Source organism: Kribbella sp. NPDC056861 (genome assembly GCF_040687575.1).
In the GTDB taxonomy this organism is placed as follows: Bacteria; Actinomycetota; Actinomycetes; order Propionibacteriales; family Kribbellaceae; genus Kribbella.
The window spans coordinates 62,222-85,339 of record NZ_JBFBNQ010000010.1 but is presented as its reverse complement, the minus strand read 5'-3'; the positions used below and the strand labels follow the sequence as shown (position 1 = coordinate 85,339).

The window sequence follows — 23,118 nt, the reverse complement described above, 5'->3', positions numbered from 1 at the left end:
GTTACAGAAGATGGTGCCGGTGGGCGGCGCTGGCTGCGGCGGCTCGGGTTGGCACGTCGAGTTTCCGGAGGATGTTGGAGATATGGACGCCGACGGTCTTCGGTGAAATCACCAGGCTGGCGGCGATCTCGCGATTGCTGAGGCCCTCGACCAGCAACCGGAGTACCTCGCATTCGCGTTCGGTCAGACCGAAAGGTGCCCTGGGCATCGAGTTGTCGTCGGTGCCGAGCGAGATCCTGGCGCGACGGGCGACGGCGGTGATCCGGTCGGTCAGTGGGCGGGCGGACAGATCGCGGGCGAGCTGGGCTGCCTCGACCAGGACGGGCTTGGCTCGCGGCCGATGGTCGGCTGCGAGCAGGGCCGTCGCTGTGCCGAGGAGGGCCCTCGCCCGGTGGTACGGCTGGCCGAGCTGCTGCCAGCTTTGTGCTGCGGTGAACCAGCACTCGACCGAAGCCTCGGGCATCGAGGCCGAGACTGTGTCTGCATAGGCCCTTTCGAGTGGGCCGGACTGCCGCAGGTCGGCTGCGGCTGCTCTCAGGTTCTTCTGTAGTTCTGCTGCGTTGCCGAGGTTCTCGACTGCCAGAGCGGCGGCCGTGATCACTGGCCAGACGTTGGTGGCGTCGGCGTTCAGGAGCAGTGGCGGCAGGCTTGCGACGAGCTCGGTCAGGTCGTCGACGCGACCTTCGGCCGCGGCGAGTTCGATCAGCAGCCGCAGACGGCCCAAGCGGTAGCTGCCGTCATCGGCGTCGTCGCCGGGTGGTTCCTCGATGTCGGGCAGGATCCGGGCCATGGTGGCGAAGTCGCCGCGAGCCACCGCGATGAGGCCGGCCGACACCAGCAACTTCTGGCGCTCGACGACCGGCGGCCGCATCAGACGGGCGCTGTCGATGGTCTCGTCCGCCTGGTCCCAGTGGCCCAGCGCGATCAGTGAACCCACCAGGAGGTTGGCGATCAGAGGACCGGCATAGCGGGTGCGTCCCATCTCGACCGCAAGGTCGAGAGCGGCACGGCCGCGGTCGATGGCGTCCAGGTGGCGTCCGCGACCGGCGAGTTCGCGCAGCAGGCTGATGCTGACCAGCATCCTGTAGTCACCCACCCCGGTCGCCTCGGCCTCGGCGAGCAGATCGGCGAAGGCAGCCTGGGGATCGGCGCCGTCGTGCACCTGTAGCCAGGCGGCGATCAGCCGGCTTTCGATCCGGGTCTCGATGCAGGGCAGCCGCTCGGTGAGTTCGGCCAGCTCGTCGCCGTACTGCCGGGCTTCGGCGTGGCGGCCGCGGACGATCAGCGCACGCGCCAGCTGGCCGACGAGTTCGGCTTTCATCAGGCTTGACTCGCCCGCCAGCCGGATACCGTCGCGGAGGTCGTCCACCTCTCCGGGGACCATCGACTGCCGTCGCATGATGGCGCGCTCCAGGAGCAGTACGGCGCTCCGCTCGGGCGGGGGAGATTCCTTGAAGGCCTCGTCGACGAGGGTGAGTCCGCGCTCGCTCTCGCAGGCCCAGCAGGCTGCACCGGCGGCGAGCTCCAGTACGTCGAGCCGGCTGGCGCCCGCCGTACCGGAGTGGGCGTCCGCCTGGTCCCACAGGGTGAGGACCATCTCGAGCATCTGCAGCTTCTCGTCGTCGCCGATCTGTGGGTCGTCGCTGCTGCAGGCCGACCAAGCGGCGGCGAGGGCGCGGTCGGGCTGACGTGCCGCCAGCCAGTGCCGGGCGATCGCCGCTGAGGTCCAGGCGCGGGCGTCAGTGAGGACTGTCGCCGTCAGCGCCTCGGCGTACTGCCGGTGCAGGTCGATGCTTTCACCGGGCAGCAGGTCGGTCAGGATGGCGTCCCGGATCAATCCGTGGCGGAAGGCGTACCCGTCGACAGAACCGAGCATCACCTTCGCCGCGACGGCCGGGCCGATGGTGGCCGTGAGTTCCGGGGTCTCCAGCCCGGTAACCCGGACCAGGACCTCGTGCTCGACAGCGGGGCCACCTACCGCCGCCGCTTTGAGCAACTGCTGCGTACCGGCCGGGAGATCCTCGACCATTCTCAGCAACAGCCCCCGGAAGGAATCGGGGAGCCCACTGCGGACCGACCCATCGGGTGCGATCAGGGCCTCGGTGAACAGCGGGACCCCTTCGCTCAGCCGGTGCACCGCCGCCGACACCTCGGGGGTAGCTGATTCGCCCAGGATCCCGTCCAGCTGTTGGGCGACTCCGGCCTGCGTCAGGCCGGCCAGGTCGACACGGATGACGTGGACGAGACGACTCAGTTCGGTGAGGATCCGGCGCAGCTGGTTGGTGGTCTGCGGCTCCTCCGCGCGGAAGGACACGACGAGAAGGAGTGGGGCGTCGGTCAGGGAGGAGACCAGGTAGCTCAACAGGTCCTGCGTGCCGCGGTCTGCCCAGTGGGCGTCCTCGACGATCAGGACGCACGGACCGTCGGAGCAGATCGCCTCGATCAGCGAGCGGAACGCCTCGAACATCCTGGCCTTGGCCAGCCCGTCGTCGTCCGCGACGACGACCGGTCCAAGAGCGGGTAGCAGGCGGGCCAGCTCGTCGCGGCTCGGTTCCCCGATCAGTGCGCCGATCGAGGTCGCGCCGCGTGCGTGGACCACGTCGCGCAGGATCGAGCGAAAGGGGCTGTACGGCAGGCTTGCATCACTGTGGTCGAGGCAAGCGCCGGTCAGCACGGTTGCACCGGACGGCAGCCGGTCCACGAACTCCTGGATCAGTCTGGTCTTCCCGACGCCGGCTTCACCGCTGACCAGGGCGGTTCGAGCGCTGCCCTGACCGGCGTCCTGGAAAGCCTCGGTCAAGAGGGCCAGCTCGGTAAGGCGGCCTGCGAGCGACGGGCTTACTCGGCGATTCACGGCGGCTCCTCTCCGCGATCAGCGTTGGCCGGTCTCTAACGGGTCTGTCAGCAGGCTAGCTGTCAGTGGTGTCGTCCAACCGATCTGGCAGCGGATGCAGGCTCTCTTGCATGCGCCCGGATAAGGCGGATGCCCGATGCGGCGGACTTCGGTTTACGGCCACGGTGCTCTCGACGGAGCCACCAGGCACCGAATCGTGGAAGAGGTCACGCAGTGGCAGCAGTCAAGGAAACAGCACACGAGCCCGACGAGGTATCCACGAGAGCCTGGGACAGTAGAGGCTTCCGTTGGCTGTGGACGGGATCGGCGGTCTCGTCGTTCGGCTCCGAGGTTGCCGAGCTGGCGCTACCGCTCCTCGCGCTGGTCACCCTGGCGGCGAGCCCGGGGGAGCTGGGACTGCTTCGGGCAGCTCAGTTCCTGCCCTTCCTCTTGGCGACGCTGCCGATCGGCCTGCTCGTCGATCGGAGCCGCCGCCGGCCGTTGATGATCGGGGCCGACCTGGGACGCTTCGTCCTGATCGCACTGATCCCGGTCTCGGTCTGGCTCGACCTGACCTCCGTGCTGTTGCTGTGTGTGGTGGTCTTCGGCGCCGGGGTGCTCACGGTTCTCTATCAGATGGCTGACTTCACCTTCCTTCCCACGGTGACCACGGTCCATCAACTGGCCGACGCGAACGCCAAGCTCGCCGCTACCCAGTCAGCGATGGAGATCGGCGGTCGCGGGGCGGGCGGTGTGCTGGTGCAGGCGTTGACCGCGCCGGTCGCGATGGCGGTCGACGCAGTGAGTTACCTGCTGTCGGCCCTCAGCCTGAGCCGGATCAGGGTGATCGAACAGGTCCCGGTCAGGAGCGCGCGGTCACCGCTTCGTGAGGTCGCGACCGGCTTCCGGGTGGTGTGGACGAACGCTTACCTGCGCGCTCTGCTGGGCGGAGCGATGACCTTCAACGTCTGCCAGGAGATCTTCACCATCGGGTTCATGCTGTACGCCGTCCGCGACCTCTCGATCTCACCGGCCGGGGTGGGCGCGATCCTGGTGGCCGGAGGTGCCGGTTCGTTCGCCGGCGCGTGGTTCGGCAGCCGGCTGACCGCACGCTGGAGCTACGGCAAGGTGCTGCTGGTAGCGCTTGCCCTTGGCAACACCGCACCGCTGGCCTCCGCGCTGACCGGGCCGGTGGGGACCTGGGCGTTCGAGTTGCTGCTCGGCGTGTTCTTCGTGATGGGCATCGGGATCGGAATCTCCAACGCCCATGCGGTCACGATCCGGCAGGTCGCGGCGCCGGCGGAACTCCGGGGGCGAGTCAACGCGGCGTACCGGTTGATCACCTGGGGCGGGATTCCGGTCGGTGCGCTCGGTGGTGGCCTGCTGGCAAGCGAGCTGGGCAACAGCTTCGCGATGGTGGCCGGAGCTGCCGGCCTGGCTACGGCGACGCTGTGGATCCTCTTCTCGCCGATCCGCACGCTGCGCAGCGTCGCGCAGGCATCGCCCGAAAGGACCTCGTACTAGGGCGAATGCCCGATGTGGGCCCGGCCGGCTTAGGCGGAGTCTGACGGCGTGGGACCAAATCCTGGGGAGGTCGGTGGAGTGGCTGTCGGTCTGGAGGTTCGGCTGCTGGGGCCGTTCGAGGTACTGGTGGACGATCAGCAGGTCCGGGTGGTCGGCCGGCTCCGATCGTTGCTCGCGGCATTGGCGCTGCGGACGAGTGTGGTTGGTTTCGACGACCTGATCGCCGCGGTGTGGGAGGAGCACGAGCGGCCGTCCGATCCGCGGCGCAGCCTGCAGGTCGCGGTGGTCCGGCTCCGAGCCTTGATCGGAGGCGGCTGGATCGAGACCGGTTCCGGCGGCTATCGGCTCACCGGCGCCCGGGTGGATGCGATGATGTTGCTGCAGGCAACCAAGGCGTCGCGGAGTACGGTCGAACTGGACGAGGTGCTCTCCTGCTGGCGAGGAGAACCACTCCAGGGAGTGCCGTCAGCACTGCTCGAGAGCACAGCGGGACCGCGGTTGACGGAGTCCTATCTGTCGATCCTCGAGCGCCGGATCGACGTTGACCTGGCCGAGGGCCGGTACGCCGGTCTGGTGACGGAGCTGCGCGACCTCGCCGAGAGGTATCCACTCCGCGAATCGCTGTGGGTGCGGTTGATCGATCTCCTGGATCGAAGCGGGCGCCGGGCGGAGGCGCTGGCGTGTTATGAGGACATCAGGCAGCGAATCGCCGATGAGCTGGGGGTCGCGCCGAGTCAGGACCTGCGGTCGTTGCACGGCGACTTGCTCGCGGCGGACGGAGCGCCGGCGCGAGCCGAAGGTAGTGGTGTTCCGAGGCAACTGCCTCGGAAGGTCCCGCGCTTCGTGGGTCGCGCCGAGAACCTCGAAGCTCTGGACGCGGCGCTGGCGCAGCAGCCGAGCGGGCTGTGCCTCACCCTGAGCGGACCGCCCGGGGTCGGGAAGACCAGTTTGGCTCTCGAGTGGTCGCATCGGGTGGCCGAGGCGTTCCCGGACGGACAGTTGTTCGTAGACCTCGGCGGCTACGGGATTGGCGATCCGCTGAGCAGTGGTCAGGCTCTCGAGTTGATGCTGCAGGGGCTCGGCTTCGAGGCTGGGCGGATTCCCTCCAGCACTGACGCCCGCGGCGCTCTACTGCGGACGTCCTTGGCGGATCGACAGTTGCTGCTCGTGCTCGACGACGCCCGGAACGCCGATCAGGTGCGTCCGCTGTTGCCCAGCAGCGGAACAGTGCTGGTGACGAGCCGGAGCCAGTTGCGGAGCCTGACCGCTCGCGAGGGCGCGGTTCGGATTGCCGTGGATGGATTCTCGCCCACTGAGGCGCGAACCTTCCTGAGCCGCTCGATCCCGGTTCCGGTCGGCAGCCGTCCGGCCGCCGACGAGCTGGCCCGGTGGTGTGATCACTTGCCGTTGGCGCTGGCCGTCATCGCCGAGCACGCCGAACGGAGCCGGTACGACGCTGTTGACGACCTGCTCGCCGAATTTCGAAGGCACCCGTACGTCCTGGACATGTTCGACCTCGGCGACGATCAGCAGCGCGGTCTGCGCGCCTCGCTGGCGAGCTCGTACGACGCTCTACCGCCGGACGCCGCCTGCCTGTTTCGGCTGCTCGGTCGGCAGCCGGGTCACTCGATGACCCTGACCGCCGTGGTCGAACTCGCGAAGCTGCGGCGGGCCGTACTGCTGACATCGCTCGACCGGCTGGAAGAGGCGCACTTGCTCCGCCGGACCGGACCGGATCACTTCGAGCTGTCGGAGTTGATGGCTGCCTACGCGGAGGAGTGCGCGCTCCCGGTTCTCGAATCCGGCGTTACCGGTGTGAAGGCTGTTCGAAGGCGGCGTCTGTCAGCGTGAGCAGCAGTCAACGAGCCTCGGCTCTCGCTCACCTGGAGGAACACGATGCGCTATATCCGGCACGCCACCGCTCGTCTGCTCGGCAACACCCGGATGGGTGGCTTCTACTCGTACTGGGACATCGCGAACTGACGCCGTCCCCGGGGGCGGGGCGTCCTGCCTCGCCTCCGGGTTCCTGTCACCGAAGGAGGAGGGAGACACGGTGAGTACCAGGACGAGTTCGCGCCCGCCAGGACCTCAGGGCCGCCTGCTGGTGGGCAACACCGCGGAGTACGACCGAGACCGGATGGGTTTCCTGCGGCGTGCCAGGGCGGAGTACGGCGACGTCTTCTCCTTCGACCAGCGCACGATCGTGGTGTTCGACCCGGATCTCGTGCACGAACTGCTGGCCAGGACCAACGGCGACTTCTCCAGCGACAGTTCGGCGGTCTCCACCCGGTTCGACGCGGGTCGCAGTACGGAGGCCGCCAAGCTGTGGATGGTGGTTCGGCGCGCCGGCTGGCGCGGACTCAACCGCGCGACTGCTCAGGCCCACGCGGACCGGCTGGGCGCGCTGTTCGAGCACACGCTCGATGACACCGGCGGACGACCGGTCGATGTGATGACGACGATGGAATCCTTCTCCGGCCGGGCCACCGCAGACTTCTGCCTCGGTCCCGACGCCGACGGGATGCTCGAGGTGATCGCGGAGAACACCGCCGCGATCGAGCCGCTGTCGGGCAGTTCACAGTTGTTCCCGGCCTGGTTTCCGTCCAGGAAGGTCAGCCGCTTCCGGCGCGCTCGCGATCACACTCTCGACAGCATCACGGCACGGATCCGTCGGCGCGCCGCCGAACCAGCGCCCGATGAGGCACGCGACCTGCTCGACGTACTTCTCGCGGTCCCCGGCCTGTCCGAGCTGCAGGTGCAGCGCCTGATCCGCGGGATCCTGCTGGCAGCCTTCGGGGTTCCGGCCGCAGCGATGACCTGGACAGTATGGATGCTGACCACTCGACCCGATCTCTGGGACCGGGTCGCCGCTGAGGCGAACGCCTGGGCAGGCACGGGTGTCCCGCCGCTCTCCGCCTTGCCGCAGACCGAGGCGGTGGTCAAGGAGGTGCTACGGCTCTGGCCCCCCACTTGGCTGATGGGCCGTACGGCCTTGAAACCCACGAGGCTGGGGGAGTGGGAGCTGCGACCGGAAGATCAGGTGATGTTCAGCCCCTACCTGATCCATCGTGACGCACGCTGGTGGACCGACCCGGACGAGCTGCGCCCAGAGCGCTGGCTGGACCCGACAGTGGTTCCACGGCGGCACTCGTACCTACCCTTCGGCGCGGGACCGCGGGTCTGTGTGGGTACGCACCTGGGCATGCTCCAGCTCACCTTGGCCACGTTCTGGCTGGCCAGGAACTACCAGGTGTCCGCCCCTGACGCGGCCACAGTTGGTCCGGAGTTCCACAATCTGCTGGTCCCCAAGGGATTCACCGCGTCATTCCAGCGGAGGCAGTAAGAACCGAAAGCGGCGGACGGAGCCTTCGGGCGGTTGTCTCAGGTAGGCGTCGCCGGGTACGGCGTCCAGTGGCATGCTGGGCGGGTGACGAATCCTGGGGCCGGTTGTGGTGGCTGACGCTTTTGGTGAGCGGTTGCTGGCCACCTTGACCGGTGGTGCTTTGACCCTGTTGATCAGTCTCGGTGATCGGACCGGGTTGTTCGAGGCCGCGGCTGTCGGGCCTGCGACGAGTGCCGGGCTCGCCGAGCGGGCCGGGCTGGATGAGCGGTACGTCCGGGAGTGGCTGGGGGCGATGGTCTCCGGTGGCTTCTTCGCGTACGACGCGACCACGGGGGAGTATGTGCTGCCGCCGGAACATGCCCGGCTGCTGACCGGGGAGACTGCGGCCAATGCGGCTCCGATGGCGTCCACCCTGCGGGGGCTCGGCGCGATGCTGACGGACCTGGAGGCTCGATTCGGTGACGGGCTCGGGCTGGCTCCGGAGACGTTCGGCCGGCGGTTCGCGGCGGTCGGCGTCGATCCCGGCGAGAACTGGCGGCGGATCTACGACGACCAGCTGATCGACGGGTTCCTGGCCGCCGTGCCGGGGCTGACCGAGCGGCTGTCCGCCGGTGCCCGGGTGCTCGACCTCGGCTGCGGTACCGGGCATGCGGTCAATCTGATGGGCACCGCGTTCACGGCGTCGGACTTCACCGGGCTGGACATCGACGCGGATCTGATCGGCCGCGCCGAGGCCGAGCGGGTGCGACTCGGAGCCGGCAACGTGTCGTTCGAGGTGGCGGACGCGGCGACGCTGACCGTCGATCGCCCGTACGACGTCATCTTCGCCTTCGATGCCGTCCACGACCAGCGCGACCCTGCGGAGGTACTGCGCCGGATCCGGGCCGCGCTCGCGCCGGGCGGGGTGTTCGTGATGGTCGACGCGTACTTCTCCAGTCGGCTCGAGAACAACCTCGACAACCCACTCGCACCGCTGTGCTACGCGATCAGCCTGCTCTATTGCACCCCGATGTCCCGGTACGACGACGGCGCGGGTCTCGGCGCGATGTGGGGCACCGAGCTCGCGGGCAGCCTGCTGGCCGAGGCCGGGTTCAGCCAGGTCGAGCTGATGGCGTCGCCACGTGCCCAGAACTGCCTGTTCGTCTGCCGCACCTGATGATCAGCCGGCCTCGTCCACTGCCGCCGCCAGCTCCGCCACTGTCGTCCGGCTGAACACCGTGGCCAGCGGGAGCCGGACCCCCAGGCTGTCCGCGATCCTGCTGATCACCCGAGCAGCGATCAGCGAGTGCCCCCCGATCGCGAAAAAGTTGTCTGCGGCCCCGATCTCAGGACGGTCCAGTAGCTCGGACCAGATCGCCGCGATCGCCTGCTCGGTGGCGGTCGATACCGGGACGAAGCCCGCCTCCGTCCCGTTCTGGCCCGGCGCCGGCAACGCGGCCAGGTCACGCTTCCCGTTCGAGGTCAGCGGCAGGGCGGGCAACAACGTCCACGACTCCGGAAGCATGTAGTACGGGAGATCGCGGGCGGCGGCTGCCCGGACATCGGCCAGCATCGCGTTCGCCCCACGCCAGATCGCCGGTGCGGACGGTTGTGGCCGCGGCGCGAGCCGGCTGGCGTAGACGTTGTAGAGCGACGTCTCGGTCAGCTGGGCGTCCCGGAGGGTGGTGGTCTCGAATCCGTGCGATCGCAGCAGGCCGATCACCTGGTCGAGCCGGCCGGCGCTGTCGTGCACCTCGACGACGACCTGGTCGATCCTGGCGAAGTCCTCGGCGGTGATCCCGGCCAGTACGTCGAGTTCGCTCTTCTCCACGTCGATCTTGAGCAGGTCGATGTGGTCGACGCCGTACTCGGCGATCACCTCGCTGATCGGCCGGATCGAGCAGGTGTACGTCTCGGTCCGCAGCCGCTCGATCAGCAGCTCGTCGATCACCTCGTCGTCGAGTTCCACTCCTTGAGCCTCGAGCTGGCTGGTCAGGAACGCTTTCACCATCGCGCTCTCGTCACCCAGATCGGCGTACCGGCCGGACAGCACGGTGGCGTAGGGATAGTAGGAGAAGTCGGCGGACGTGGTCTCCCGGCCGGCCCCGCAGGGCAGCAGCTCTCCCGTGATGCCGTGCAGGTCGAGATTGCGCCGCAACAGCCGTTGCAACGGTGGCAGCGGCTCGAACGTGAAGACCCGTGGGTCGCGGCAGACGGTGGCGACGAACACCGCGAACAGGCCGATGTTGGCGCCGACGTCGAAGACGCAGGCACCGTCCGGCAGCGTGATCCCGGCCTGCAGGTAGGTGCGGTCGGCAAAGATCTCCCGGCCCATGAAGTCGGTCTCGGACGCGTTCGCCGACAGTACCGTGACACCGGTCGGCAGATCGGCCAGATCCAGACCGGGCTCGGACCGGAGTGCGAGCAGCCGCCGGACCGGGCCGGCCGAGTCCCGCGCCGGCACCAGGTACGCCGAGAGACGTCCGTCCTCAGCCGCCCGGACCACGACGTCGTCCACTCCCGGATGCCGGCTCAGGACCGACTCGATCTCGCCCAGCTCAACCCTGAACCCGCGGACCTGGACCTGGTCGTCGATCCGGCCGTGGAACTCCAACGTCCCGTCCGGCAGGTAGCGGCCGAGGTCGCCGGACCGATAGCGGCCTTCCGGGAACCGCTCGGCGGTCAGCTCGGGCCGGTTGCGGTAGCCCCGGGCGATCCCGGTCCCGGACACCACCAGCTCGCCGACCACGCCGGCCGGCAACTGGTTGCCATGAGCATCGAGAACCTCGACGCCGACGCCAGGCAGCGGCCGGCCGATCGATGCGGGTTCGGCCGGCCGCACCCGGTGATGGGTGACGTGGACCGTCGCCTCGGTGATGCCGTACATGTTCACCAGCATCGGCTGCTCGGCGCCGAACCGGTCGAACCAGCCGGTCAGGCCGGCCGGATCGAGCGGCTCACCGCCGAACACGACCAGCCGCAACCGGCCGACGGATCGCAAGCTGTCCGCCAGGCCCCGGAAAGCGGCCGGAGTCTGGTTCAGGACCGTGACACCCTGGTCGGCCAGCAGTCCGGCGAAACGCTCGGGGTCGCGGCTGGTCTCGAAGTCGACGATCACCAGCCGTCCACCGTGCCCCAGCGCACCCCACAGCTCCCACACGGAGAAGTCGAACGCGAACGAGTGGAACAGCGTCCAAGTGTCCGTGGTGCCGAAACCGTAGAGGTCTTTGGTTGCATCGAGCAATGAAATGACGTTGCCGTGTGGCACCTCCACACCCTTGGGCCGGCCGGTCGAGCCGGAGGTGTAGATCAGATACGCGAGATCATCCGGCTCCGGCCGGTCCCGGACCGGTGCAGCAGGACCCGCACCGTCGATCGGGAGCGCGGTGGTGGCCAGTTCTGGAAAACGTTCCGCCAGGGACGGATCCAGCAGTACGTCGGCAACGCCCGCATCGGCGATCTGGAAGGCCAGCCGATCCGGCGGATTGTCCGGGTCGAGCGGCAGATACCCAGCACCGCACTTGAGTACCCCGAGGACGGCAGCCACCTGCTCGACCGACCGGGGTGCGCAGATACCGACCACATCGCCTCGGCCTCGGCCTTCGTGACTCAGCCGTTCGGCGACCTGCTGGGCCCGCCGGTCCAGTTCGCGGTAGGTCGACCGGGTCGCGCCGTCCACCAGTGCTGTCGCGTCACCGTACTCGGCGACCACCTGGTCCCACCGGTCGATCAGACTTTCCTTGACCACGGCAACCACTGCGGTTGCCGTCGGCAACTCGGTGACGAGCTTCAGGTGTCGCAGTTCGGTCTCCGGCCCGGCTGTGACCTGGTCGAGGAGGACGGTCAGCTGATCAAGCAGCGCCCGTACGTCGGCCGCCTGGTACCGGTGCTGGTCGTAGAGGGCCTGGATTCCCAGCTCGCCTTCCGAAGGGACGAACAGCAGTGTGAGTGGGTAGTGCGTGAAGAACTGCCCACCGAGCAACCGGACGGACAGGTGCGGGCCGAAGTCCGTGGTACCGAGCGGATAGTTCTCCACACCGATCAGCGTCTCGAACAGCGAGGTTCCACCGGGTACGGCGGAAGTGGCCTGGATCTGCGTCAGCGGAGTGGAGTCGAACTGCCGGGCCTCGGATTGGCGGTCCTGGAATGCGCGCAGCCAGTCGCCCACCGGCTGCGATCCGTCCAGCCGGGCTCGCACCGGCAGGGTGTTGATGAACATCCCGACCATGCGCTCGGACCCCGGCAACTCGGCGGGCCGGCCGGCCACGGCAGCGCCGTACACGACGTCGTCCGTGCGGCCGTGGATGCCGAGCAGGATCGCCCAGCAGCCCTGGATGACGGTGTTCAGGGTGAGGTGCTCGCGCCGGGCCATCGCCTGCAACGCCTCGACCGGCCGGGAGACCGTCACCTCGGCGAAGGACGCGCCTTCCGGCGTACCGATCGGCAGCGGCGTCGGTGTGTCGAATCCAGCCAGCTCGGTGCGCCAGAAATCCTTCGCGGCGGTGAGATCGACCTCGCGCTGCCAGCCGACGAAGTCGCGGAAGGGCCGTGGCGCCGGACCTGGGTCGGTACCGCGGTAGTACGCGGCGAGATCGGCAAGCACCAGCGGCAGACTCCAGCCGTCGAGCACCAGGTGGTGCACGGTCCAGACGAGCAGGTGCTCAGCATCGCCGACCTGTGCCAGGGTCAGGCGCATCAGCGGCGGATCGGTCAGCGAGAACGGCCGGCGGCGGTCGTCGGCGAGGAACTCCTGCAACGCGGTCGCCGAGTCGAGACCACGCCAGTCGACCTCCGCCCACTCCGGGACCGACGGTGGTGCGGCGACGACCTGGACCGGGTCGTCCAGGTTCGCCGCAACGAAGCCGGTGCGCAGGGCAGGGTGCCGATCGACCACCGCGGACCACGCCGTACGCAGCCGGTCCTTGGCCACGTTGCCGTGCAGCGAGAGCGTGACCTGCTGCAGATAGGCGCCGGAGTCGGGCTCGAGTTGCGCGTGGAAGAGCAGGCCTTGCTGCAGTGGGGCCAGCGGGTAGATGTCGACGACCGGGCTCATGCTGTCAGGACCTCGCGGACCACTGCGGCGACGGCGGCCGGACCGGCGTCCAGGAAGGTGTGGTCGCCGTCGAAGATCCGCAGGTCAGCCTTCCCCGTGGTCAGAGCCTGCCAGCCGAGCATCGACTTGGGCTCGAACCGGCTGTCGTCCCGGCCCGCGCAGAGCACGAGCGGGCAGCTCAGCGCGGGACTGTCCGGACGGCCCCGGCCTCGAATGTCGTCGCACAAGGCGGAGTCGGCGCGGGTCGCGGGCAGCATGAAGGTCAGCAGGGCGGGCTCGGCCAGCATCCGAGGCTGGAGTGCGCCGCTGCCGCGCAGATTGCGGATCAGCTCCGCGTCGGTCAGGTCGCTCAGATCGAATCGGGACGTGTCCTGCCACGCCGGGATCGCACCGGACAGCACCAGGGCGGCCGGCTCCAGGTCGTGGTCACGGCGCAGGGCCGTCGCGAGCTCGGCCGCGATCAGGGCGCCCATGCAGTGCCCGAACAGGACGAACGACCGGTCGATCCAGGGCAGCAGCGCCGGCACCAGCCCGGCCAGCAACTCGTCGATCCTGGCGATCGGCTGCTCGGTCAGCCGCTCCTCCCGCGCGGGGAGCTGGACCGCCGCCAGCGCCGTCCGGTGCTCGAGCAGTTCGGGCCAGCCGCTGAACTGCGACGCACCCTTGGCCGAATACGGCACACAGACGAGCTGCGGGCCCTCCTCGCCCGGCGACAGGTGCAACCAGGGCGTCCGGTACGTCGTACTCATCGGGACTCGTCCTCCTGCTGGGTGGGTCGGCCGAACTGGGCGAGCACCGCGGCCAGCGAGGTCGCGTCCAGATCGGCCATCGGGAAGTCCGACGGGGTCGGTCGGCCGGCGTCCGGAGCGAGACAGCCGGCGATCACCCGGCGCAGAGCCCCGGCGAACCCGTCGGCCAGTACGTCGAGTTCGTCCGAGTCACCGGTCAGGGTGAACTCGAACCGGCCACCGAGCACTTGGCAGTTCACCTCCAGCGGGTACGGCCGGCGGTTGGACGGCGCCCGCCAGCGGCCACCGCGGCCGGGGAGCAGCCGGAACCGGTCACCGCCGAGCTGGTCCAGTCGGCCGAGATAGTTGAACCCGACGTCGGCCGCGGCGAGGTCGCGCAGCGGTGCGCCCTCAGGACGGCGGCTCAGCAACCCGAAGTCGGCCGGCCCACCAGGCACCGCTCGGCGCTGCTCCTTGACCGTAGTGAGCACCTGCTGGTCGTCGGCGGTCCCGGTCAGGTCGAGCAGCAGCGGGGTGAACGTCGTGAACCAGCCGACGGTGCGGGTGACGTCGACCTCGGGCAGGACGTCGCGGCCGTGGCCTTCGAGATCGAGCCGAATCCGGGTCGACCCGGCCCACTCGCGGACAGCGATCGCGAAGGCGGCCAGGAGCAGTTCGTCGGTGTGGGTGCGGTAGGCAGTGTTTGCCCTGAGCAACAGATCGTCGGTCTCGGCGGTGGTCAGGTTCCGGCCGACGGTCCGCCCCTCGTCCTCCCGGCCGGTCCGGCGGTCGAGGATCGGGTCACCCCCGGCTCCGAGTAGCCGCTGCCAGACCGGCACCTGGTCGGCAAGCTCCCGGCCGTGTCGCTGCAGAGCCCTGCTCCAACGACGGTACGACGTACCGGCTGTGGCCCGTGATGCGGCCGGGTTGTCCAGTTGGGCGCTCAGATCGTCCAGCAGGACCCACCAGGACACTCCGTCGACGACGAGATGGTGGATCACCAGCAGGATCCGGTCGCATCCCGATCCGTCCGGACGGCAGAGTAGTACGACGCGAGCCAGCGGCCCGGCGGTCAGGTCGAGGAGCTCGTTCTCCCGGTCGGCCAGGTCGGTGCAGTCCCCGTCGCTGACCACCCTGGTCACTACCACCGTGTTCTCACCAAGTTGTTGTTTCCAGCCACCGTCGTCGGAGGTGAAGGTGAGCCGAAGCGCCTCATGCTGCCCGAACGCCGCCTGAACGGCCTGCTCGGCCTCCGCCGGGTCGACCGGCCGGCCTTGGACCTCGAACAGGAACGACTGGTTGAAGTGTCCAGGACGGTCCAACCGCTGATCGAAGAACCAGTCTTGGGCAGGGAGCAACATCAAGTCCGTGTCGTCGTCCGGCTCGTCGCGGAGGACCTCGTCATCAGTGGTGACGCCGTCCCCGGCAGTCTTGGCCCGGACGGCATCGGCCAGCTCGGCGACGGTCTGGAACCGGAACAGGTCGCGGGGCACCAGCGCCAGCCCACGCGCCGCCGCTCTGGACACCACCTGGATGCTGAGGATCGAGTCCCCGCCGAGCTCGAAGAACCGGTCGTGAATCCCGACCTGATCGGCGCCGAGCACCTCGCACCAAATCTCGGCCAGGGCGGTCTGCACCGCATCGTCGGGCGCCACGAACTCGGCGGCGACCCCGGCGCGCACGTCCGCGGGCTCCGGCAGGGCCGCCCGATCGAGCTTGCCGTTCGCCGTCACCGGCAGCCCGTCAGGCAGTACGACGAAAGCACTCGGCACCATGTAGTCGGGCACAACTTGGCGCAGCTCGTGTCGAAGCCGCGCGATCAGTCCGGCCGCAGGCTCGCCGTGCGCCGGAGAGTTGGTGAACACCGACCAATCAGTACGGCGCTCATCGGGACCGGCTACCGAGTTCGAATCGGACTGGGGGAGTGTCGCACCCGGCGCGGAGACCAACAGGTCGAACCGGCCGGTCCGTCCTGATCTCGGCCAGGTCACCGCAACCTCGCGGTCGGACCAGCGCCCCGACAGCTCCCAGACGTGCGCCGGATCGAGTGCGACTGCTGATGCGGTCTCGTCCGGGGTGGTGAATCTGGCGTCGGCGATCTCGGCGACCCGGACCGCGGAGGGAGACCGGCCGAGTCGGTCGGCCAGTGCGTCGACGGACTCGCCGTCCCAGGTCCAGTCAACCGAGGTCGGGGTCGTCGCGGTCGCGTCCGAGGCCGAGTGCAGCACCACGTCGTACCGGAAGGTGTTCAGTTCGTTGCGGTGGTGGCCGGCCTTGAGGAGGATCTGGGCTGCGGTGAGCGCGGGCTCGATGGCGGCCAGTTCGGTGAAGAGGTCCGGGTGGACGAGGAGTTCCCGCTCCCGGGCGGACTCTGCCGCGGCGCGGGTCGCGATCTCCGCCGCCGGTGTGCCGCGGCTGCGCTGGACCGAATCACGCAGCTCCTTCTCGGTGGCCAGGTTGCGGACGTCCCCGACGAAGAGTGCGCCACCGGGAGCCAGCAGCGCTGCGGCGTTCCGGAGCACCTCGACCAGATAGTCGGCGTCCGGGAAGTACTGGGCGACCGAGTTCAGCACGATCAGGTCGAAGCGTCGCCCGGCCAGCTCGGCCAGTCCGTCGGCGGCCAGCTCCAGCAGCTCGACCTTGCCGGTCAATTCAGGGGCCGAGGGCAACAGATTGTCGCGGATCAGGCCGAGGGCCGCCGCGGAGATGTCGGTGCCGACGTACTGCGTACTCGACGCTGCCAGCGCCGACAGCAGCAACCCGGTGCCGCAGCCGATCTCCAGCACCCGGGCCGAGGGACCGGCCAGGTCCTGCAGTCGCGCGACCGTGGTCTCGACCCACTCCCGCATCTCCGCGGCCGGGAACGGCAGACCGGTGTGTCCGTCGATCCAGCCGGCCAGGTTGAAGGCCGGGTCCGCGGCGGGCTGGTCGCCGTACACGTCGTCGAAGATCCTGGCCCAGGTGTCGGTCGACTCGCCCGAGTCCGGCTGCTGCCGTGGCGTCACATAGGCGACCAGCCGCTGGTCGGCGCGCTCGCCGAACGGGATCACGGCCGCCTGGCGCAGCTCCGGGAGCCGGGCGAGCAGCGTCTCGATCTCGCCCGGCTCGATCCGGAAGCCGCGGACCTTCACCATCGAGTCCATCCGGCCGAGGAACTCCATCCGGCCGTCCGGGCCGAAGCGGACCCGGTCGCCGGTCCGGTACATCCGTGCGCCCGGCTCGGTCCGGAACGGGTCCGGGACGAACCGGTCGGCGGTCAGTTCGGGATCTCCCGCATAGCCGAGGGCAAGGCACTCACCGCCGATGTGCAGCTGCCCCGGTACGCCGACGGGCACCGGATGACCGGCATCGTCGAGGATGTAGTAGCGGGCGTTCTGGATCGGCCGGCCGTACGGGATGCTCGACCAGTCCGGTTCGACCGCGACGATCTCGTGGAAGTTGGACCAGATCGCGGCCTCGGTCGCGCCGCCGAGCCCGACCACCAGTGCGTTCGGGAAGACCGAGGTGACCGCAGCCGGTAGCGTCACCGGGATCCAGTCGCCGGACAGGAACACCAGCCGCAGATCCTTCGAAGGCGCGGACCCGTCGAAGAATCCGGCCAGCTGGTTCAGGGCGGCGGGTGCCGAGTCCCAGAAGGTGATGCCGTCGGTGCGCAGGACCTCCAGCAGCGCCTGCGGGTCCGTGGTCTCGGCCGTCGACGCGACCCGGATCGACCCACCCGCGGCGAGCAGCCCGAACACGTCGTACACGGACAGGTCGAAGCACAACGAGGTGACGAACAGGACCCGGTCGTGCGGGCCGACGCCGTAGCGCCGGTTGACCCAGTCGATCGTGTTGACCACGGGCCGATGGGCGACCGCGACGCCCTTCGGCTCGCCGGTGGAGCCGGAGGTGAGGATCACGTAGGCCAGATCGCCGGGCGCCGATCGCCGGCCCGGGCGGCCGGCCGGGCCGTCCAGCGGCCGGTCGACGGCGATCACCTCGCGCACGCTCGGCAGCGCGGCGACCCGATCGACGTGGTGGCTGTCGGTCAGCACGGTCCGGACGTCGAGACGCTCGTACGTCGCCGCCGTACGGGCCGTCGGGTGGTCAGGCTCGACGGGGACATAGGCCGCGCCCGCCTTCAGCACGCCGAGCAGCGCGGGAACCATCGCGAGGGTCCGGTCCAGCACCAGGCCGACTTTGTCGCCCGGCTCGACACCGCGGTCCAGCAGCCGGTGTGCGATCCGGTTCGCCAGGTCCTCCACCTCGGCATAGGTCAGCGTGCCGCCCGGCCCGGCGACTGCGACGGCATCCGGAGCACGGTCCACACTGGCCTCGAACAACTCGTGCAGACACACGTCGGACGGGTACGGCGTGGAGGTCGCGTTCCAGTTCTGCACCATCACCGCGTGTTGTTCCTCGGTGAGCAGCGGTACGGCGTCCACCGGTTGGTCCGGCTCGTCCAGGAGCCGTTCCAGCAGAACCGCGTAGTGCTCCAGGAGCTGAGTGGCGGTCGCGGCGGAGAACAGATCCGTGCAGTACCGCAGGGACCCGAGCAGCTGATCGCCTTCCGGCACCATCCACAGCTCCAGGTCGAACCTGGCCAGTCGCTGCTCGACCTCCAGCGACGACAACTCCAGCTCGCCGAGCCGCAGCCGGCCGCCGTCGGTGCCGAGCGCAAACCTCGCCAGCTGGCCCAGGTCGTCGCGATGCGGCTGCTGGACCAGGAAGGCCACGTCGAACAGCGGCGCCCGGCTCGCGTCGCGGTGCGCACCGAGCCGGTCGACGAGTTCGGACAACGGCAGTTCCTGATGGGCCAGCGCGCCGAGCACCGACTCGCGGGTCGCGGCCAAGGCGGCCCGGAACGTCGTGGCCGCGCCGAACCGGGCTCGCAGCGGGACCATGTTGACGAAGTACCCGAGCGTTTCGGCGACGGTCGCGTCGGTCCGCCCGGAGGAGGGCGTCCCGACCACGAAGTCGTCCTGCCCGCTGTACCGGTGCAGCAACACCTGGAACGCGGTCAGCAGCAAGGTGTAGAGCGTGACGTTCTCGTCCCGCGCGAAGGCCCGCAACCGGGCTGTCAACTCGGCGTCGATCGGCACCGAGCAGGCCGATCCGCGGTTGCTGAACACCGGCGGCCGACGCCGCGCAACCGGCAGGTCGAGGGCCGGTGGATCGCCGGCCAGCACCTGGCTCCAGTACTGCCAGGCGATCTCGGTCCGCCCGGGCTGCAGCTGCACCGGGCGAGGTGGTGGCGCAGGAATCTGCAGCGCCTCACCGCGGACCACATCGCCGTACCGAGTGGTGAGCTCCTCGATCAGCAGACCGAGCGACCAGAAGTCGAGGGCGATGTGGTGGACACAGAGGATCAGCAGCGATTCGCCTGGTCGCCGGTCGATCACCTCGACGCGCAGCATCGGCCCGTCGGCCAGGTCGAACGGCGTGTGTACCACCTCGTCGAGGCGCTCCCGGACCTGATCGTCGGTCCACTCGGCTGCATCGGTCCGCGTGACGAGAGCCGCTCCACGCTCCGCGATCCGGGCGAACGGTACGCCGTCGTGTACGTCGTACGTGGTTCGCAGGACGGCGTGGCGATCGGTGAGCGCGTCGAGTGCCTGTTGCAGTGCGGCCGGGTCCAGGCGGCGGTGCACGGTCGCGGCGAAGATCTGGTTGTAGGCCGGGCTGTCCGGAGCGAGTTGATGCAGGAACCACAGTGATCGTTGCCCCGCGGAGAGCTCACTCGCATCGGCCTCGACCGGGCGTGGCTCCAGGGAAGACTTGACCGTGACGGCCGTGAGATCCGCGGCGGTACAGCGATCCAGCAGGACGCTGTGGTCCACCACCAGGCCGAAGTTCTGGTGCAGCGCGTGGCTCAGCTGCATCGCGCGCAGCGAATCCAGTCCGAGTGCGACGAACGGGACTCGTGGCTCGGCGGCGAGGGACGGCCACTCCCGGGCTAGCCATGCCCCGACCGATTCCGCCTCTGCCCCCGCCTCGGCCTCCGGTACGACGAGTGCCGGGCTGACCGTGTCGACCGCCACCACGTCCAGCGCGCCTTCGTCGTATCGGGATCGGCAGAGTCTGCGCTGGATCTTGCCGCTGGACGTCTTGAGCAACTGGCCCTTGGTGACCAGCGCGATCTCGTCGGGCTGGAGATCGCAGTGGTCGGTCACGGCGAGCCGGATCGCCCGCAGCACCTCGGCGTACTCGGCCGGCGTGCCTGGGCGCCGTACCTCTTGGAGTACGACGACCCGGTCGTCCTGCTCCGCGCTGAACGCGGCTGCACCTCCCGGTCGCACCAGCGGATGGCTGCGCTCCGACGCGTGCTCCAGGTCCTGCGGGTGATAGTTGCGGCCGCGCACGATGATCAGGTCCTTGAGCCGCGACGCCAGATACAGCTCGCCTTCGTGCCGGAAGCCGAGATCGCCGGTCCGCAGGTAGCCGTCCGCACCCGACGTGGTCACGGCGCCGAAGACCTCGGCGGTCGCGTCCAGGCGATCCCGATAGCCGCCGGTCACGGTCGCGCCCCGGACCCAGACCTCGCCGAGCTCCCCGTCCGGCACCTCCGCCCGCGTCTCCGGGTCGACGATCGCGACCTCACCGCTGTCGATCGGCTGTCCGCAGCTGACCAGCTCGCGCCGGGCGCCGGACCCGTTGGCCGGGAGCAGCCGACCGGCCGCCAGCGCGTCGGCGTCGACTTGCAGCGTCGTCGTTCTCGTCCCCGGTCTGCCCGCGGTGACGATCAAGGTCGCCTCGGCCAGACCGTAGCTGGGGCTGAGCGCTTCACGCCGAAACCCCGACCAGGAGAAGGCTGCGGTGAACCGTCGCAAGGTGGCGGCATGCACTGGCTCGGCGGCGTTGAACGCGGTCTCCCAGCCGGACAGGTCGAGGGTCTCCCGATCGGCCTCGGTCACCTTGTCCACGCACAGGTCGTAGGCGAAGTTGGGCGCACCGCTGAACGTCGCGCCGAACTCGTCGATCGCCCGCAGCCACCGGACCGGCTTCTGCACGAACGCGGCCGGCGGCATCAGTTGAAGCGGGAACCCGCTGTGGATGGGCAGCAGCAGCCCGGCGATCAGGCCCATGTCGTGGAACAACGGCAACCAGGAAACCATCCGGCTGTCCGGCCCGAGTTGCCAGGCCCGGGCCATCGCGGCGCAATTGTCGATCAGGTTGCCGTGACCGACCATGACGCCCTTGGGATCGCCGGTCGACCCTGACGTGTACTGCAGATAGGCGATCTCCGATGCCGGCCCCAGGCCGGACCGCCGGCCCGCACCAGCCGGCTCCAGCGGAAGATCCGTCCGCAGGAACTTGAGCCCGGAAAGCTCCGCCGATCCCTGTGTGTGCTCGGTGAGCAGACGATCGACCTCGATGGTGGTCAGTGCAAGCCGGGCCCGCGAGTCCGCGACGACCGCAGCCAGCCGCGGCAGCGTCCGCGCCACCCGGCCGGGCGTGGGCGGATACAGCGGTACGGCAATCGCCCCGGCCGCCAGACAACCGAAGAATCCAGCGACGTAGTCCAGCCCCGGTGGGTACAGCAGCAGCACCGGTTCACCGCGAACGCCCTTGTCCATCAGCGCGGCGGCGATCGAGTCGGCGCGCTCGGCCAACTGAGCGTAGCTGAACCGGCCCGACTCCGTTTCCCCATCCGCGAGGAACGAAACGGCCAGGCGATCGGGTGTCCGCCGGGCCTGCTCGCGCAGGACGTCATGAACCGCTGCTGTCGGCAACACGGTCGCCCATGCTGGCACCGAATCGCTACCGGCGGAACCGATCAAACCAGCACGAAATAGTTGGCTCCGACCAGGTACCCTCCCGAGCGAGGCCGACCGGAGCCGCTGTGCCGGACACAGGGCCGCGGTCGCCGGTGGTCACCGCGCCCAGGAGTCGTTTCAGTACTGGATCTCCTCGGTGCCGGCGCACTGAAGGTCGGCTGGAGGTTCGGTTCCGACAGCAATCCGCGTTGATCTCTCGTGCCTGGTTCCGAGTTGGGGCAGCTGGCCCGTGGTGGAGCTTGTCCCTGACCACGCAGTTGTCCCAGCGAGCGTCACTCACCAGAATTTGAAGTACCACTGCCCGTCTTGCTCGTAGCAACCGCCCGACGTGAACCCGGCGTCGAGCACGGCGGCCAGCGTTCCTTCACATCTTTCGATCGAGCTGAACGGGCCGTACCGCCGGGCGGCGGCGTCGCTCGGCAGTGCGGTGGTGACTGCCAAGCCGATGGACAGCCCCAGCCCGGCAACGATTGCGGTCAAACGCTTCATGGTTTTTCCCTTGCACCGTTGGGTAATCGAAGGATCACTGTGCACTGCTCCGGGGCTCCACGGAAGGTCCAACGCGAAGCGAATCGTCTTGGCCGACTCATCCCCAGTACTCGCTGACCCCGCCGTGGTTGCGAAGGCATCGGCGATCCGGTCAGCCGCCAACTTTTCTTGGCCCCACCTCTCGTGATCCCTCGCCACCGCAGCGCTGGCCCACAGTTGCTGACCCTCGTTGTGTAGGTGGCGGTGCGAGAACTCCGGACAGGCTAGGTACAACCTGAGCCTGCTCGGCCGCCACAGCCTCACCGCCGGTGCGCTGTGCCCGCTGGTTGGACGGCGTACGGTCGTCCGACCGGCCACTTACTTGTTTGGTACCGGGCGGTCCGGATCTGGTCTGCAAGACCGCCGGTGCCGTTGGGATCAGTGCTGTGCGGCGAACCTGTCTTCGATCGCCTTGAGTACGAGGTCGGGGCGTTCTGTCGGCACCTCGTGGGAGGTGCCCTTGGCGGTGACGAGCGTCCGGTTGGGTGCTTCCTTGACGAATGAGGCGGCCGCATCACGCCAGTGCTGGGCGTCCGGGGGAGAGGCTGCGAACGGGGTCTTCTCCGAGACCATGACCGTTGCGGGCACCGAGGTGGGCCACACCACCTTGTGGAAGGCCTGGTGTGCTTCGGCGAAGCCCTCCGCGGTGGAGATGAGCTGGCGGTTGGCCGGCTTCTCGGGGTCCTTCTTCGCTGCGTCGACGTCCGGCTGGGTCGCGGCGACGAGGCGGGGGATTTGCTCGTCGGTGAAGAACTGAGGGAGGTTGGCGTCGACCAGCACCGCGCCGGACAGCATCTCCGGATCGTCTTGGGCGAGGTTGTTCGCGATCTCGCCGGCCTGGGAGTGGGCCACCAGGGTGACGTCCTTGGTGATGCCCAACTGCTTGAGGCCCGCCTTGAGGTCACTGACGGCGCTCTGGACCTTCCACGCGCCGGGCACCACGTCGCTCTTGCCGAGGCCGGCCCGGTCGTAGGTGATGACGGTGGCGCCGGTGGCCGCGTGAACCTTGGGGGCGATGTCCTTCCACTGCGAGGAGTACTCGCCGCCGCCCGAGTCCAGGACGATGGTGGAACCGCTGCCTTGGATGGCGTAGAAGGCCAGGCGGTGACCGTCATTGTCGACCATGTGCAGCTTCGCCTCGGCTGCCTTGCCGGTCCCCGCAGAGGCGGACGTAGAGGCCGAGGAACTGGACGAGGAGTCGTTGCTGCTGCATGCCGTGGCGGCGCCCGCAGCCAGGGTCAGCACGGCGAGAGACGACAGCACACGGTACGTGGACCGATGTCTGCGGGGAGTGTGGGACATGAGTGATCCTTCGAGAGCAGGGGGTGGGCCGTGTCTGCTCAATCATTCGAGATCCCGGCTGCCCGCAC

At 69.0% G+C, this 23,118-nt stretch carries 10 protein-coding genes; 4 read left to right on the top strand and 6 right to left on the bottom strand.

Annotated elements, in window-relative coordinates:
* Window position 1: 1 nt before the first annotated feature.
* Window positions 2-2,854 (bottom strand): AAA family ATPase, encoded by a 2,853-nt coding sequence (locus AB0P21_RS39455; RefSeq protein WP_363704317.1) that lies wholly within the window; start codon window positions 2,852-2,854, stop codon window positions 2-4.
* 213 nt (window positions 2,855-3,067) lie between these two features.
* Between AB0P21_RS39455 and AB0P21_RS39450 the strand changes: the two genes are divergently transcribed.
* From AB0P21_RS39450 to AB0P21_RS39435, 4 genes are all read left to right on the top strand, one after another.
* A complete protein-coding gene (locus AB0P21_RS39450; RefSeq protein ID WP_363704315.1) occupies window positions 3,068-4,357 on the top strand; it encodes an MFS transporter in 1,290 nt (429 codons plus the stop codon).
* 78 nt (window positions 4,358-4,435) lie between these two features.
* Window positions 4,436-6,208, top strand: coding sequence for a BTAD domain-containing putative transcriptional regulator (locus AB0P21_RS39445; RefSeq protein WP_363704313.1), 1,773 nt, complete (start codon window positions 4,436-4,438; stop codon window positions 6,206-6,208).
* Window positions 6,209-6,410: 202 nt separating this feature from the next.
* Window positions 6,411-7,700 (top strand): cytochrome P450, encoded by a 1,290-nt coding sequence (locus AB0P21_RS39440; protein ID WP_363704311.1) that lies wholly within the window; start codon window positions 6,411-6,413, stop codon window positions 7,698-7,700.
* Window positions 7,701-7,809: 109 nt separating this feature from the next.
* A complete protein-coding gene (locus AB0P21_RS39435) occupies window positions 7,810-8,856 on the top strand; it encodes a class I SAM-dependent methyltransferase (RefSeq protein ID WP_363704309.1) in 1,047 nt (348 codons plus the stop codon).
* A gap of 3 nt (window positions 8,857-8,859) precedes the next feature.
* Here AB0P21_RS39435 and AB0P21_RS39430 read toward each other — a convergent pair whose 3' ends face one another.
* The 5 genes from AB0P21_RS39430 to AB0P21_RS39410 form a co-directional block, all read right to left on the bottom strand.
* Entirely contained in the window at window positions 8,860-12,732 is a 3,873-nt protein-coding gene (locus tag AB0P21_RS39430) for an amino acid adenylation domain-containing protein (protein WP_363704307.1), read from the bottom strand.
* Window positions 12,729-13,481, bottom strand: coding sequence for an alpha/beta fold hydrolase (locus tag AB0P21_RS39425; RefSeq protein ID WP_363704305.1), 753 nt, complete (start codon window positions 13,479-13,481; stop codon window positions 12,729-12,731). Before AB0P21_RS39425 ends, AB0P21_RS39430 begins: the two co-directional genes overlap by 4 nt.
* Window positions 13,478-21,178 (bottom strand): amino acid adenylation domain-containing protein, encoded by a 7,701-nt coding sequence (locus tag AB0P21_RS39420; protein WP_363704303.1) that lies wholly within the window; start codon window positions 21,176-21,178, stop codon window positions 13,478-13,480. The genes AB0P21_RS39425 and AB0P21_RS39420 overlap by 4 nt, the downstream gene beginning before the upstream one ends.
* Window positions 21,179-21,496: 318 nt before the next feature.
* Entirely contained in the window at window positions 21,497-21,709 is a 213-nt protein-coding gene (locus AB0P21_RS39415; RefSeq protein WP_363704301.1) for a hypothetical protein, read from the bottom strand.
* 417 nt (window positions 21,710-22,126) lie between these two features.
* Window positions 22,127-23,050 carry an alpha/beta hydrolase gene (locus tag AB0P21_RS39410; protein WP_363704299.1) on the bottom strand — a complete coding sequence of 308 codons (924 nt, stop codon included), beginning with the start codon at window positions 23,048-23,050 and terminating at the stop codon, window positions 22,127-22,129.
* Between the last annotated feature and the right edge of the window lie 68 nt (window positions 23,051-23,118).

What these genes read in the sequence shown, in the direction of transcription:
- AB0P21_RS39430 (WP_363704307.1), bottom strand. Translation starts at nt 12,732, where the DNA reads ATGAGCCCGGTCGTCGACATCTACCCGCTGGCCCCACTGCAGCAAGGC.
- AB0P21_RS39425 (WP_363704305.1), bottom strand. Translation starts at nt 13,481, where the DNA reads ATGAGTACGACGTACCGGACGCCCTGGTTGCACCTGTCGCCGGGCGAG.
- AB0P21_RS39415 (WP_363704301.1), bottom strand. Translation starts at nt 21,709, where the DNA reads ATGAAGCGTTTGACCGCAATCGTTGCCGGGCTGGGGCTGTCCATCGGC.
- AB0P21_RS39410 (WP_363704299.1), bottom strand. Translation starts at nt 23,050, where the DNA reads ATGTCCCACACTCCCCGCAGACATCGGTCCACGTACCGTGTGCTGTCG.